Origin of the sequence: Halobellus sp. LT62, assembly GCF_037031285.1 — an archaeon.
In the GTDB taxonomy this organism is placed as follows: Archaea; Halobacteriota; Halobacteria; order Halobacteriales; family Haloferacaceae; genus Haloquadratum; species Haloquadratum salinisoli.
In genome coordinates, this window is the sequence record NZ_JAYEZO010000001.1 from 940,692 (window position 1) to 954,961 (window position 14,270).

Sequence of the window (14,270 nt, forward strand, 5' to 3'; positions counted from 1 at the left end):
CGCCAATCTATGCACATTATTGCATATTCGAGCAGAGTCTATGCCAACAATCTACACGGCGATGGTCTCTCGCAACGCTTTTGTCGGTCGACTGTGGACCGTTTATATGGCGAAAGACGGTTCCACACAGGGATCCTTTTCGGAGAAACTTCGGGTGCCAGAGGCGTTGACGTTCGACGATGTGTTGCTCCGACCGATGGAGAGCCGAGTCGAACCCGACACCGCCGACGTCTCGACGCGCGTCTCGAGGAACGTCGAGTTGAACATTCCCATCCTCTCGGCGGCGATGGACACCGTCACCGAGGCGGGGATGGCGATCGGGATGGCGCGTGAGGGCGGTCTCGGCGTTCTGCACCAGAATATGCCGCAGGAGTACCTCATCGCCGAGATCGAGCGCGTCAAGCGAGCTGACGAGCTCGTGATCCGACGGGAGAACGTCGTCACGGCGAGCCCGGCACAGACCGTCCGCGACGTCGACGAGATGATGGAGCGTGAGGGCGTCTCCGGTGCCCCGGTCGTCGACGAGGACGACACCGTCCTCGGGATCATCTCCGCGACTGACGTCCGCCCGTATCTCGAGGTCGGCGAGACCGACGAGGTCCGCGAGGCGATGACCGACGAGGTCATCACGGCCGGTCGCGAGGTCGGCGCGCGCGAAGCGCTCGAACTGATGTACGATCACAAGATCGAGCGCGTGCCGATCGTCGACGAGAACGATCGCCTCGTCGGGCTCGTCACGATGCAGGGGATCCTCCAGCGACGCGAACACGAGAACGCGGCCCGCGACGAGGACGGTCGACTCCGTGTCGGCGTCGCTGTCGGTCCGTTCGATACCGAGCGCGCCCTCGCTGCGGACGAGGCCGGTGCAGACGTCCTGTTCATCGACTGCGCACACGCGCACAATCTCAACGTCCTCGACAACGCTCGCGACATCAAATCGTCGGTCGAGGCGGACGTCGTCGTCGGCAACATCGGAACCCGCGAGGCGGCCGAGGCGGCGGTCGACTTCGCCGACGGGCTGAAAGTCGGGATCGGCCCCGGTTCGATCTGTACCACGCGCGTCGTCTCTGGTGCCGGGATGCCGCAGATCACCGCGGTCGCGCAGGTCGCCGATGTCGCGACCTCCGAGGGCGTCCCCGTCATCGCCGACGGCGGCATTCGCTACTCCGGCGACGCGATCAAGGCCATCGCCGCGGGTGCGGACGCCGTGATGCTCGGCTCGTACTTCGCCGGGACGGACGAGGCCCCGGGCCGCGTCATCACGATGAACGGCAAGAAGTACAAGCAGTACCGCGGAATGGGCTCCGTCGGGGCGATGAAGTCCGGCGGCGGCGAGCGGTATCTCAAGGACGCAGACGAGGAAGAGGAGGACTTCGTCCCCGAGGGCGTGGAGGCGGCGACGCCGTACAAGGGCACCCTCGCTTCCGAGCTGCACCAGCTCGTCGGCGGGATGCGCTCGGGGATGGGCTACGTCGGAGCGGAGACGATTCCGGGGTTCAAAGAGCGCGCCGAGTTCGTCCGCGTGTCCAGCGCCGGACAGACGGAAGGTCATCCCCACGACGTGATGATCACCGACGAAGCGCCGAATTACAGTCCGGACGAAAACTGACATCGTCACAACCCGGACGATAACGCCGTTGCAGGCTCGAACACAAACTGACGCAGGCCACCGGGACCGCGAACTGTCCCGCAACCGCACGGCGGCCCGCGGTGTGAGACGACGCACCGGGGGATCGTAAGGGGTATCTTGATATGCCCTCGGGAGCCATTCCATCGTATCGGTGTCACCGAACGCACCGCAGACCTACCAATGAGCGCTGACCTGCCGATGGTGCTCGTCGTCGAAGACGAGCCGGACCTCGCCGATCTGTACGCAACGTGGCTGAAAGACGAGTATCGCGTTCGCGTCGCTTATGGCGGACGCGAGGCACTCGACGAGCTCGACGACGAGGTCGACGTCGTGCTTCTCGACAGGCGGATGCCCGACCTATCGGGCGACGAGGCGTTGGCAGCGATCCGCGAGCGGGACGTCGGGTGCCGCGTCGCGATGGTTACCGCCGTGGAACCCGATTTCGATATCGTCGCGATGGGATTCGACGATTACCTCGTCAAACCGGTGTCGCGGAGCTCGCTCAAGGAGACCGTCGAGAGCTTACTTCGTCGAAACCGCTACGACAACGGGATTCAAGAGCTCTTCGCGCTCGCCTCGAAGAAAGCGCTTCTCGAATCCGAAAAGGACGCTGCAACGCTCGACGCTCACGAAGAGTACCAGGAGTTGACTGACCGCGTGCGCGAACTGCGCTCTCAGCTCGACGAGACGCTGTCGACCTTCGACGACGAACACGATTTCACCGCGATGTACCGCGACCTCAGCGACGAGGTTGATGTCGACGACGACCAATCCGAGTAGCGACAGGTTACCTCCTTCTGTTCTGTTCGGCCGCCGAGTACGGATCCGTTACCGGATGGACACCGTCGAGAGCACTTCTCGGAGCTGTCTGTCTTTTTGTACCACGATAATAGGATTAAATTAACATAATATCATATCAGAAAGTGTCAGAAAATTTTATTTTAAAGCGCGCCTAGGTACCAATCGTCATGTCCGAAAATGACTCGAACGCTGTCGCACAGTACCTCGCCAACCACCCCCGCGCGATGGGCGTCCTCTTCACGGCGCTGCTCCTGCTCTCGCAGGCAGGCACGGTGGTTGCTGGGAATCACGGCGCGATCAATGGTCCCTGAGCGGTTAGATCCGACTTACGTCTAAATCGTCGCTCCAGACGAGTGAATTGTTGACGACGACCGGAATATTCTCCATCGATAAGAACTCGCTCAGCTCTGCTTCCGTCAGCGTGAATGTGTCAACGGTTCCGGACGACAGATAATACGATTCGTTCCCGGGAATGTATGGGACGACTAGACTACCTAATTCATACGCGGCGGCGGGGTATGTCCGATAATCGACGTCGAACTTTTGCGTATCTCCTCTGATCTCACACATATTCGGAAGGACGGCTTGCACCTGAGTTACACAAAAGCTCCCGTCGCCGACGACGATGTAGTCGCTCCCGATGTAGCTGTCGCGCTTTGCGATCTCCAGTGAGATCCGAATCGGGAATCCGTAGTTCAACAGCCGGGCGAGACTCCGGCCGATGTCGACCGCGCCGCTGTTGACGACGTCGTTCAGCGTGACGATCCCCGCGATCGCCCCGCGTTCGATGAGTTCCATCCCCTGTTCGTAGGACTGACACGCGTTGAGGAGGAACGAGTCGACGCCGAGTTCGTCGATCGTCTCGACGTCGAGTGCACCGTCGGGGCACTGGAATCCATCCTCGTCGATGTGGCCGATGTAGTGGAGAAACTCCGTCTTCTCTTTGAGTACCGACCGGAGCTCCTCGACCGTCAGTTGGTAGTGCGTGCGCACCTCGAAGGGGAGTTCCTCGCGAGAGCCGTACACCGACTCGACGGCGTCGCGCTCCTCGGCCATCTTCGGGTCGTTACAGATCACGGTGAGGCCGATGTCGCCTTCGATAGGCGCACGCGCCAACCGGTTCCGGTACGCCTGCAACGACGCCTTACTCGCGCCGATCGGGATGCCCGGGCCCAGCCACGCCTGTTCGAGCGAGTCCGTTTCCGCCGGTTGGACGTACGCCCGCTGACTGTGCGCCGCCTCTTGGCTCCGCGTGTCCGCGCTGCGAGTGCTCGCGCTCCGGGTAAACGTGTCTTCGCCCGTCGACGCGGGCGTCGGCGGCTGCGGCGGTCCTCGACGAACGAACTCCGACACGGCGTTCGACTGTATCGCCGACCCGCTCGTCGGCTCCGTCTGCGGCGTCATCACGACCGCGAGGTCGTTCGCGACGAACGGCAGCAACTCGACGTTCGAGGCCGTCGGCGCGACGTGCGCTGTCAGCTTCCACTCGGGAACGTGCGCTTCGATCCGCTCGTAGGGAACGTCGAGATAGGCGGCCAACTGCCCGCCGATCGATCGGTCGTACAGGTCCGCGAAGTCCAAGCCGAGCTCCGGTTCGAGCGTCCGCCGCTCGTGGAGATCGACCTCGTAGTATCCTTCGGTCCGCGTGAGACAGTCGAGGAAGAACGTCTGTTTGAGCGCGCGCTCTACCGATCTCTCGAAGCCCCGGGGACCGTCGAGTTCGTGGACGAAACCCTCGTCGGTCACGATACGCGGCGTCGACCCGGGGACGACCCCCGCGCCGAGGTAGTACGCCAGCGGCGCGGCGACGTAGACGTGTCGACGGGTCTCCGGCAACTCCAGTGTGACGTCCGTCTCGGGCCGTTCGAGCCCCTCGGGTGCGGCGAACCGGTCACCGCGCTCGATCAGTGGAGGATGCCCGCGGAGCGTCGGATACGAGCGCTCGACACTCGTCGTCTTCAGCGCCGAGCCGAGGAGCGAAACGGCTTCCATCGCGTCGCGCGGCCGGTCCGTCGTTCGAACGGTCGCCGCCGGACGCTTGTGATGCGAGCGCGCCCCGACCAGCACGTCGGTCTCCTCGCCGAACTCGAGACTCGTCTTCGTCGCGTTCGAGACCACGCGGAGCGGGGAGGTCACGCGGAGGTACAGCTTGATCGGTGCGAACAGTTCGACGCTGTAGGTCCCCGCCGGGAACGTCTGGTCGGCGAAGTGTTCCGCCTGTGCGAGCATCTCGCCGTCGCCGTCGCGGACGCAGACCGACACGACGGTTTCGAGATCCAAGCGATCGGTCCGAACCGTCACCGCCTCGTCGGCCGGAAAGCGGAAGGCGTCGGGGTCTGCTTGACGGAGGCGCACGCCCTTTGGCGCTGAGAGCGCGAACTGGCTCCGTTCGATGGGGTCGGAAACGACGATTTCATCTTGGTCCGGCAGGATGTCGAACGCGATTTGGAGGTGATCGGTCCCGGGCGGGGCGACCGGATCGGACCCCACACGGCGTTCGTTCCCCTTCATCGTGCCAACACATCACTCACGCGGGCAAAAGCATACTGGTGCGACACGCGCGCTCACGAATCGACCGGAAGCCACTCCGAGACGACGTCTGCGTCCCGGAAGTGCCAGCGCTGCTGTGGTTCGCTCCCGTTGAGACGTAGTTCGATGACCGCGTCGAAGAGCGGGGCGAACAGCCGGGTCGACTCGGCCTCGAAGGGCTTGGGGAAGCGGACGTGTGCCATCCCGTTGACGGTCCTGACGTCGTTCGCGAGCAGGTGAAGGAATCTGAATACGGTTCGCTCGTCGTACTCCGCGAGCAGCGTGTCCACGCAGTCGAATCCGACGCGCAATTCGGCGGGGTCGAGTCCGCCCGCTACCGAGTCGAACTGCTGTATCGCTCCCCCGATTTCGACACCGAGTTCCGTGATCGACCCGTTCACGGTTGTCGTCGCACCCTGTCGACTCCCGCTTTCGGTATCAGTTGATCGGGATGGACGATCCGTGGAAAACCGCGATGATCGAGGCGTTGGTCGGCTCCGATCCGAACCGGGTTGACCGGGTGAGAATTCGACGCCGCCGCTAGCCGCGGCCGTCGATCCGCGGGTGGCGACGTTGCACTGGAGAATCCGGGTCCACTCCGGCGTCCATCTATCGACGGACGCGTATCGGGCTTCGGGAGTGGTCGCGTCTTCAACGACGAGACGGCGTCGATCCGCCGTACAGTCGCCGCCGAGTAGACACGCGGACACTCGGGCGTACACCTCTTCCGGAACTGAACCGACGACGAGAAGCGCACTGCCGCGGGATTTCAGTTCGTCGAGAGCGGTCGCAACACCCACAGTGGCACCGACTGTCGTCTCCTCAGGCCTGCCACCTGTGCGCATTCAGCGCGATCAACACACCGCTTCCAGTAATAGTTTGTGATCGAACAGAAGTGATGGCCACAAATAGTTGCTCGCGTCGCTGTACCCGTTCGTCCAATTGGCGAGACAGCCGTGGCGAACGTGGCTAGCTTTGCTTCTGCTCTGTGACGAACGACTCGATCCGATCCATCGCCGTCTTCAGTTCGCTCATTCCCGACGCGTACGACACGCGGAGGTGGCCCTCGCCGCCTTCTCCGAACACCCGCCCCGGGACGAGCGCGACGCGCTCCTCGCGGATGAGCGCCTCCGCGAACGCCTCGTCGTCTTCCCACCCCGGCGGGCACTTCGGGAAGACGTAGAACGCGCCCTTCGCCTCGAAGCAGTCCATCCCGATCTCGTTGAACCGCGAGATGACGAACTGCCGCCGTCGGTCGAACTCCCGTCGCATCTCCTCGACGGCACCGTCGCACGAGTCGAGGGCTTCGAGCGCGGCGAACTGCGCCGTCGTGGGGGACGACAGCATCGTGTACTGGTGGATCCGGTTCATCGCGTCGATCACCTCGGGCGGGCCGAGGGCGTACCCGAGGCGTAGCCCCGTCATCGCGTACGCCTTCGAGAAGCCGTTGAACACGACGGTCCGCTCGCGCATCCCCGGCAGCGTCGCGATCGAGACGTGCTCGTCCTCGTAGCGCAGCGCCGCGTAAATTTCGTCCGAGAGGACGAAGAGATCGTGCTCGCGGACGAACTCGGCCACCTCGGCCAACTCCTCGCGCGTCATCACTGCGCCGGTCGGGTTGTTCGGATAACAGAGCACGAGCGCCTCCGCGTCGGCCGCTCCGGCGCGTTCGAGGTCCTCGTAGGTGAGCACGAAGTCGTTCTCCGCGTGCGTCTCGACGGGGACGACCTCGCCGCCCGAGAACGACACCGTCGGTCCGTAGGAGATGTACGACGGCTGCGGGACGGCGACAGCGTCGCCGGGGTCGACGAGCGCGCGCATCGCCAGATCGACGGCCTCGCTCGCGCCGGTCGTCACGAGGATCTCCTCGTCTGGATCGTACGAGAGGTCGTATCGACGCACGTGCGAGGCGACTCGCTCGCGGAGGTCCCGTCGTCCCCGGTTGGACGTATAGGAGGTCCGTCCCCGCTCTAAGGAGTCGATCGCGGCCGCTCGCGCGGCCCACGGCGCGGAGAAGTCCGGTTCGCCCACGCCCAAGGAGACGATGTCGTCCATCTCCTCGGCGAGCTCGAAGAACCGCCGAATCCCCGAGGGCGGCGTCTCCCTAGCTCGCTGGGAGAGTCGGTCCGTGCGCTCGGTCATGGCGAGACGGCGAGGCGGTCGTCGTCGTCGCCGTCGCCGAAGTAGACCCCTCGCTCCTTGTACGTCGTCATCACGAAGTGCGTCACGGTCTGGGTGACCTCCGGGATCGGCGCGATCTGCTCGGAGACGAACCTCGAGACGTCGTGCATCGACTCGCCCTCGACGTCGACGGCGAAGTCGTAACTGCCGGAGATGAGCCGCAGCGACGACACCTCGGGGAACTTCGCGATGCGCCGTGCGATCTCCTCGTAGCCCGTCTCGCGGTCGAGTTCGACGTTCAACTCGACCTCCGCGCGGACGTGCTCTCTGTCCGCGCTGTCCCAGTCGACGACCGCTTGGTAGCCGCGGATCGCGCCCTCCGACTCCAGTTCGTCGATCAGGGCCTCGACCGTTGCTGCGTCGCTCCCGAGTTGTCGCGCGATGTCCTCGGTGCTCTGACGAGCGTCGCTCAGCAACAGGTCGAGCAGTTCCCGCTTCGCTTCCATACGAACTGCGATGCGGCCCCCGTTGAAAGGGTTTGCTCTCCACTTCGAACGGCCCGTCGGGTGGCGTATACGGACACGCGAGAGACGGTGAATCGCCGCTCGGTCACCCCCGAGGCGTTCGCGGTGGGAAAGGTCCATTACCCCGGCGGACCCCCTCCCGCACGATGGCCCTCCCCGACGCCTTCCTCTCCCCGCTCGGATTCGCCGCCCTCCTCGCGGCGATCCCCGTGCTCCTCCTGTACCTCGTTCGACCGGACCCCCGCCGCGTGACGCTGCCGACGGTCCGGTTCCTGACCGACTCCGACGGCACGTCGTCGTCGACGCCGCTGCTCGAACGGCTGAAGCGCAGCGCGCTCTTACTCCTCCAACTGCTCGCGATCATTCTCTTCGCGACGGCGCTCGCGACCCCGTACGTCCCGGTTTCGGAGTCCGAAACCGTCGAAGAGACCGTCATCGTGGTCGACGCCAGCGCGAGTATGAACGTCGAGAACGGGGGCGAGACGCGCTTCGAACGGGCGATTTCGGCCGCGCGGTCGGAGACGTCGTCGACGACTTCGATCGTCGTCGCCGACGGTCGTTCCTCGATCGCGTTGCGCGACGGGACCGCCGGCGACGCCGACGAGGCGCTCTCGTCGCTGCGCGCGACCGACGCCTCGGGGGATCTCCGCTCTGCGATCTCGCGCGCACAGAGCCTCGCGGGCGAGAACGCGCGCCTCGTCGTCCTCAGTGACTTCGCGGGCGACGGCTGGGAGCCGGCAGCGCAGTCGGCGCGCGCTCGCGGACTCACGGTTGACCTGCGGCAGTTCGACGGCGGCGGCGACGACAACGTCGGAATCGTCGACCGACGCTTCTCCGGCGAGGAGGTGACCGTCTCCGTGCAGAACTTCGGCACCGAGGAGACGGAGCGGCGGATATCGCTGGGCGACGCCCGAGAGACCGTCTCGCTCGCGCCCGGCGACGTCAGAAGCGTCACGCTCCCGGTGCCCGCTGGCGGCGGCGAGATCCGTCTCTCGCCCGGCGACTCGTTCCCGAGCGACGACGTCGCGTACGTGGCCGCGCCCGAGGACGCCGCCGTCGACGTCCTCCTCGTGACGAACGACGAGAACCGTTACCTGACGACGGCGCTGACGGTGATCGATCCGGTCGAACTGACGACCGTCGAACCGCCGAATTCGGTCCCTCAGCCGCCCGGCGACGCCTACGACGTGGTCCTGTACAGCAACGTTGCGGAAGGCGAACTCAGCGAGGCCCACGTCGTCGCCGGACGCGACGCGCTCGCCGGCGGCGGCGGCGTCGGCATCCAAGCGGACGAATCGATGCCGGTCGAGGCCTACGGCGACCTGCTCCTGTTGAGTCCCGACGGAATGGGCTCGAATCCGTCGCTCGCGACGCCCGCGACCGACGAACTCACCCGCGACATTACCTTCCCGCCGCCGGAGCGGTACGTCCGCGGCGATCTGAAGTCCGGAACGGCGCTCGTCTCGACCACCGACGGCACCCCGATCATCGCGACCGCGAGTCGAGGCGGCGGTCAGCTCCTCTATTACGGTTACGTCGAGTCCGCGTCGGCCTTCAAATACGACTTCGAGTACCCGATATTCTGGAAGCGGAGCGTCTACGCGCTCGCGAACCGAGAGGCGCTCGCGGACCTGAACCGCGAGACGGGCGACCGGCTCGCGTTCGGGAACGAGACGACGATCGAAACGCCGCGTGGCGAGGTGACCGCGGCCGCGGTCGACGCCGACGACGCCGGGTTCTACGTCGCCGACGGGACGCGTTACAGCGCGTCACTGCTCAGCGCCGAGGAGTCCGCGGTGTCGACGTCGGCAATCGACGAGACGACCGACGGCGGGCCGACCGCGAGAGAGGAGGAACGGACGGTTCCGGACCCGCTGACGGAGTTCGTCGCGCTCGGCCTCCTCGCGGTCGCGCTCGGTGAAGTGGCCCTCCTCCGCCGACGGGGTGATCTGTGATGGCGGTGCTCCCGAACGTGCTCCAGGTTTCGGCGGAACTGACCGAGGGACTCTCCGTCGGCCTCCAGCGGCCGCTCTTTCTCCTCGCGCTTCCGGTCGCGCTGCTCGCGCTCTGGGCGCTCGTCTTCCGCGACGCCTCGGGACTTGCATCCCCGCGCTCGCGACGCTGGTTCTTCGCCGCGCGGGTCGCCGTCGTCGCGCTCGTCGTGCTCTCGGCGGCCGGACCGTACACCGTGCAGCCACAACTGACGGCGGGCGAGCCGAGTGTGACGATGCTGGTCGACGAATCGGACAGTATGGCCGTTTCGCCGGCCGTCGAGGAGCGAATCGCCGACGAGATCGAGGCCGAGGGCGTCTCGGTCCGTCGCGTGCCCGTCGGCGTCGAGGACTCCTCACCGATCGGCGACGCCCTCTCGGCGAACGTGCGCGAGGACGGCAACCTCGTCCTCCTCAGCGACGGCCGCGTGACGAGCGGGCAGTCGCTCACCGAGGCGACCGAACTCGCCCGGTCGGCGAACGCCACCGTTTCGACGGTCTCGCCCGAGCCGCGGACTGCCGAACGGTACGTCGAAGTCGCGGGACCGGAGAAGGTGAGCCTCGGCGTCGAGAACCGCTTCGCCGCCCGCGTCGACGGCGTCGGGCCGAACACGTCGACGACGCTCACCGTCCGCGTCGACGGCGAGCAGGTGCTCGAACGGTCGATGGAAGACGCGCCGCAGGTTGTGGAGTTCAATCACACCTTCGAGTCGACGGGCGGTCATACGATCACGGCCGAGATCGACGCGACCGACCGGTTCTCCGAGAACGACGTCTTCCGGAAGACGGTTCGTGTGGTCGAACGGCCGGAGATCCTGTACGTTTCACCCGGCGAGTACCCCTTCCGCGGCTACCTCGATCAGTTGTACGACGTCGAGACGGCGGAGTCGATTCCCGATGACCTCTCGCCGTACTACGCGGTCGTTGTGCAGGACGCGCCCGCCGATTCGCTGGGGAACGTCGACCGCCTGCAGGAGTTCGTCATCGACGGCGGCGGCCTGTTCGTCGTCGGCGGGCCCAACGCCTACGAGGGCGGCGGCTACGAGGGGTCGAACCTCGCGTCGATGCTGCCGGTCACGACCGGCGAGGGACAGCCCCGCGCGACGAACATCGTGCTCGCCGTTGACGTCTCCGGGAGCGCGGAAGAGGGGATGTCGGTCCAGAAATCGGCGTCGCTCTCGGTGCTCGAAAACCTCGGCGACGAGAACGAGGTCGGCATCGTCGGCTTCAACTACCAGGCCTATCGCGTCGCCGACGTCGAACCGCTCTCGGAGAACCGCGGGCAACTGGCGGACAAGATTCGTCGACTCCGTGCGGGCGGGGCGACCGACATCGCGACGGGGGTCCGCGGCGGCGGCGAACTGCTCGGCGACCGCTCGGGGACGATCATCCTGATCAGCGACGGTCACGACAACCCCGACGAGGCCGCGTCGGTCGCCTCCGAGCTCTCCGAGCGCGGCGTCCGCGTCGTCACCGTCGGTGCGGGCGAGCGCGTCAACGAGCGAACCCTCCAGACCATCGCCGGCGCGGGTGGCGGCAGTTACTTCCGCGCGTCGGAGACGACCCGACTCGGCATCCTCTTCGGGGGCTCGGGCGCGCCCGGTGCGTCCGAACTCATCGTGCTCGACCGGCGCGCGTTCATCACCTCCGGCGTCACGCTGACGTCGTCGCCCGCGTCGTTCAACGACGTCTCCGTCCGGCCCGGCGCGGATTACCTCGTCGCCGGCAGCAACGGTCAGCCCGCGCTCGCGACGTGGCGCTACGGGATCGGACGAGTGGCGACCTTGACGGCTCACGGCGAAGACGGGACGCTCGACGGCCTGCTCCGCGAGCCCGACTCGCTGCTCCTGACGCGGACGACGAACTACGCCGTCGGCGACCCCGAGCGGAAGGCGACCGGGATCACGGGCGTCCCCGACACGCGGGTCGGCGAGCCGACGACCGTGACGTATCGCGGCTCCGATCGACCCGGCTCCGATCGACCCGGCTCCGAGAACATCTCGTTCCGCCGCGTCGACGAGGAACTGTTCGAGGCGACGGTGACGCCGGAGTCGACCGGCTACCACGACGTGTCTGGCGCGACGTACGCCGCGAACTACCCGCGGGAGTACGCGGCGTTCGGACCCGACCCGGCCCTCGACACGCTCGTCGACGACACCGGCGGCCGAGAGTTCACCGCCGGACAGGGCGAGGAGATCGCGCGGTTCGCGACCGAGCGCGCCCGCGGCGTCCGTCCGGTGCGGACCGACTGGACGTGGCTGGCGCTGCTCGTCGGACTGCTCGTCTTCACGGCCGAGGTGAGCTACCGGCGGCTTCAAGTCCGTCGCCGAGATACCACGTCGGACGGAGGTCTCCCGTGACGTTCGTCGGCCGCCCCCTGAACCGCGCGCTCCTCGTCGCCCTCCTCGTCCTCGCCGTGGGGACCGTCGGAGCCACGCTGCTCGCGCAGTCGGCCGTCTCCGAGATCGACGCCCAAAACGAGCAGTTGCGCGCGCAGAACGACCAGCTCCGCGAGGACCTACAGTCCGCACGCGAGCGGATCGAATCGCTCGAAGCGGAAGTGAGCCGGCTGGAAAGCGCACTCTCGGACACCGAAGACGCGCTCGAAGAGGCTCGCGCGGAGCGCGACGAGCACCGCGAGGACCTACAGTCCGTCTGCGAGCAGTGGCAGGAGGAGCACGGCGATCCGCCGGAGGGGTGTGACGATGTCTGAGGACGGGGACGGGGCCTCGCCGTCGGATGGAGATTCTTCGGCGAATGACGGGGTCCGGTTCGATCCCGATCCGGGGTTCGGCAACCCCGTCGAAGAACGGGGGACCGAGACCGCGAACGTCGAGCGCGAGGGGTCGAACGCGCGAATGCGCACAGCGATCGCCGAAGTCAGACGCGAGGTCCGAAACGTCGCACTCCTCTATGCGATCGTCGAGGCCGCGCTTCTCGCGCTCCTCGCGAACCTCGCACTGGATCTTCTCGACCCGCAATGGCTCGCGATCGACGTCCCGCTCCCGAGCGTCGCGGTCGACGCTCTCGGGGGCGTCCCGATCGCCGGCGACCTCGCCCCGACGGCGCTCCCGGCGACCGCGCTCGTCGCGGTCGCAGCCGGCGCGGTCGGCTTCGCGGCAGCGTACGGTCTCAGGGTCCGTCGCCCGCTCGTCGAGCGGTTCGAGTCGGCCAATACCCAACTCGGCGAGGCGCTGCGGACCGCCCGCGATGCCGTCGACGACGGGACCGACACCGAGATGGCGCGACGGCTCTACGACGACGTGATCGAGACGCTCGGGTCGACCTCGACGCTCGAACTCGTCGAGACGCGCCGGGTGGTCGTCACGCTGGCGCTCGTCGCCCTCGTGAGTGTCGCGAGCGTGCAGGTCGCCGTCGTCAATCCCGATCTCGCCGGACTGCTCGGCGGCGGTGAGCCGACGGTCGATCGTCCGGACGACGACGGCCTGCAGGACGGCGACGAGATCCTCGGCGACCGCGAGGACGTCGACGCGGGCGACGACGACGAAAACATCTCGGTGCCGGGCACCGGCGAGGGGAGCGCCGACGGCCCGACGGGCTCGGACGGCGGGTTCGGAGGCGGCGGCGGAAGCGGGGAGTTCGACAGCCAGCAGTCGGGGTACGCCGGACAGGAGCGGATCGAAGACGCCGAACTCGTGCGAGAGTACAACCTTCGGATCAGGGAACTCGACGACGAAACCCCCGAGACGAACACGGACGACACACCCTAAATTATGAGCGGAAACCAAGAGATCGACAGTATCCAGCGCAGACTCGCCGCCCTCCGCGAGGAGGTCGCAAAGCGAATCGTCGGCCAGGAAGCCGTCGTCGAACAGCTGCTCGTCTGTCTGCTTTGTGACGGCAACGCGCTGATCGAGAGCAACCCCGGACTGGGCAAGACGACGCTGGTGCGGACGGTCGCGGAGGCGACTGACCTGTCGTTCTCGCGCATCCAGAACACGCCGGATCTGATGCCCGCCGACATCACTGGGACCGAGATCATCCGGGAGGTCGGCGGCGAACGCGAGTTCGTCTTCGAGCGGGGGCCGGTGTTCGCGAACCTCGTCCTCGCCGACGAGATCAACCGCGCGACGCCGAAGACGCAGGCCGCACTCCTCGAAGCGATGCAGGAGAAGCAGGTGACGACCGCGGGCGAGACGCGCGAGCTGCCGCGGCCGTTCTTCGTGCTCGCGACGCAGAACCCGATCGATCAGGAGGGAACGTACCCGCTTCCGGAGGCCCAGACCGACCGCTTCCTACTGAAAATCCTCGTCGATTACCCCGATCGCGACGAGGAGCGAGCGATCGTCGACCGGTACACGACGGGTGCGACCGATCCGTCCGTCGACCGCGTGCTCTCCCGCGACGGGCTCCAGCGGGCCCAACAGCTCACGCGACAGGTCCCCATCGCCGACGACGTCCGCGACGACGTGATCGATCTGGTGCGCTCGACGCGGACGGCCGAGAACGTCGAGTTCGGCGCGAGCCCGCGGGCGAGTATGGGGCTCGTCCTCGCCGCGAAGGCCCGCGCGTTCCTCGACGGGCGCTCGCACGTCGCCAGCGCTGACGTCGAGGCGATGGCCAATCCGGTGCTCCGCCATCGGATCGTCGTCGACTTCCGCGCCGAGCGCGAGGACGTCACGCCGGACGACATCGTTTCGGAACTGCTGTGAG

General features: G+C 66.6%; 12 protein-coding genes. 8 read left to right on the forward strand and 4 right to left on the reverse strand.

Features of this window, described 5'->3' with window-relative positions:
• Positions 1 to 106: 106 nt before the first annotated feature.
• From guaB to U5919_RS04740, 3 genes are all read left to right on the forward strand, one after another.
• Positions 107 to 1,609: an IMP dehydrogenase gene (gene guaB, locus U5919_RS04730; protein WP_336022524.1), complete on the forward strand. Its 1,503-nt coding sequence runs from the start codon at positions 107 to 109 to the stop codon at positions 1,607 to 1,609.
• A gap of 201 nt (positions 1,610 to 1,810) precedes the next feature.
• Complete coding sequence (locus U5919_RS04735) at positions 1,811 to 2,410, forward strand: HalX domain-containing protein (protein WP_336022526.1); 600 nt, start codon at positions 1,811 to 1,813, stop codon at positions 2,408 to 2,410.
• A gap of 188 nt (positions 2,411 to 2,598) precedes the next feature.
• Complete coding sequence (locus U5919_RS04740; RefSeq protein ID WP_336022529.1) at positions 2,599 to 2,742, forward strand: DUF7503 family protein; 144 nt, start codon at positions 2,599 to 2,601, stop codon at positions 2,740 to 2,742.
• Between the two features lie 4 nt (positions 2,743 to 2,746).
• On the opposite strand, the gene U5919_RS04745 is transcribed toward U5919_RS04740, so the two are convergent.
• The 4 genes from U5919_RS04745 to U5919_RS04760 all read right to left on the reverse strand — a co-directional run bounded on the left by U5919_RS04745 (position 2,747) and on the right by U5919_RS04760 (position 7,587).
• Positions 2,747 to 4,942, reverse strand: a complete 2,196-nt coding sequence (locus U5919_RS04745; RefSeq protein ID WP_336022531.1) for a hypothetical protein — start codon at positions 4,940 to 4,942, stop codon at positions 2,747 to 2,749.
• Positions 4,943 to 4,995: 53 nt separating this feature from the next.
• The gene (locus U5919_RS04750; protein WP_336022534.1) at positions 4,996 to 5,805 is read right to left on the reverse strand and encodes a DUF7504 family protein; all 810 of its coding nucleotides are present in this window, start codon (positions 5,803 to 5,805) and stop codon (positions 4,996 to 4,998) included.
• A gap of 124 nt (positions 5,806 to 5,929) precedes the next feature.
• Entirely contained in the window at positions 5,930 to 7,102 is a 1,173-nt protein-coding gene (locus U5919_RS04755; RefSeq protein WP_336022535.1) for a pyridoxal phosphate-dependent aminotransferase, read from the reverse strand.
• On the reverse strand, positions 7,099 to 7,587 hold the full coding sequence (locus U5919_RS04760) for an Lrp/AsnC family transcriptional regulator (RefSeq protein ID WP_336022537.1): 489 nt from the start codon (positions 7,585 to 7,587) through the stop codon (positions 7,099 to 7,101). Before U5919_RS04760 ends, U5919_RS04755 begins: the two co-directional genes overlap by 4 nt.
• Before the next feature lie 164 nt (positions 7,588 to 7,751).
• Between U5919_RS04760 and U5919_RS04765 the strand changes: the two genes are divergently transcribed.
• From U5919_RS04765 to U5919_RS04785, 5 genes are read left to right on the forward strand one after another with little or no spacing between them, the layout of a single operon-like run.
• Positions 7,752 to 9,560: a DUF7408 domain-containing protein gene (locus tag U5919_RS04765; protein WP_336022539.1), complete on the forward strand. Its 1,809-nt coding sequence runs from the start codon at positions 7,752 to 7,754 to the stop codon at positions 9,558 to 9,560.
• Positions 9,560 to 11,956, forward strand: a complete 2,397-nt coding sequence (locus tag U5919_RS04770; RefSeq protein ID WP_336022541.1) for a VWA domain-containing protein — start codon at positions 9,560 to 9,562, stop codon at positions 11,954 to 11,956. The genes U5919_RS04765 and U5919_RS04770 overlap by 1 nt, the downstream gene beginning before the upstream one ends.
• Entirely contained in the window at positions 11,953 to 12,309 is a 357-nt protein-coding gene (locus tag U5919_RS04775; protein WP_336022543.1) for an Atg14 domain-containing protein, read from the forward strand. The genes U5919_RS04770 and U5919_RS04775 overlap by 4 nt, the downstream gene beginning before the upstream one ends.
• Complete coding sequence (locus tag U5919_RS04780; RefSeq protein WP_336022544.1) at positions 12,302 to 13,327, forward strand: DUF7502 family protein; 1,026 nt, start codon at positions 12,302 to 12,304, stop codon at positions 13,325 to 13,327. The genes U5919_RS04775 and U5919_RS04780 overlap by 8 nt, the downstream gene beginning before the upstream one ends.
• 3 nt (positions 13,328 to 13,330) lie before the next feature.
• Positions 13,331 to 14,269, forward strand: coding sequence for an AAA family ATPase (locus U5919_RS04785; protein ID WP_336022545.1), 939 nt, complete (start codon positions 13,331 to 13,333; stop codon positions 14,267 to 14,269).
• Position 14,270: the final 1 nt, after the last annotated feature.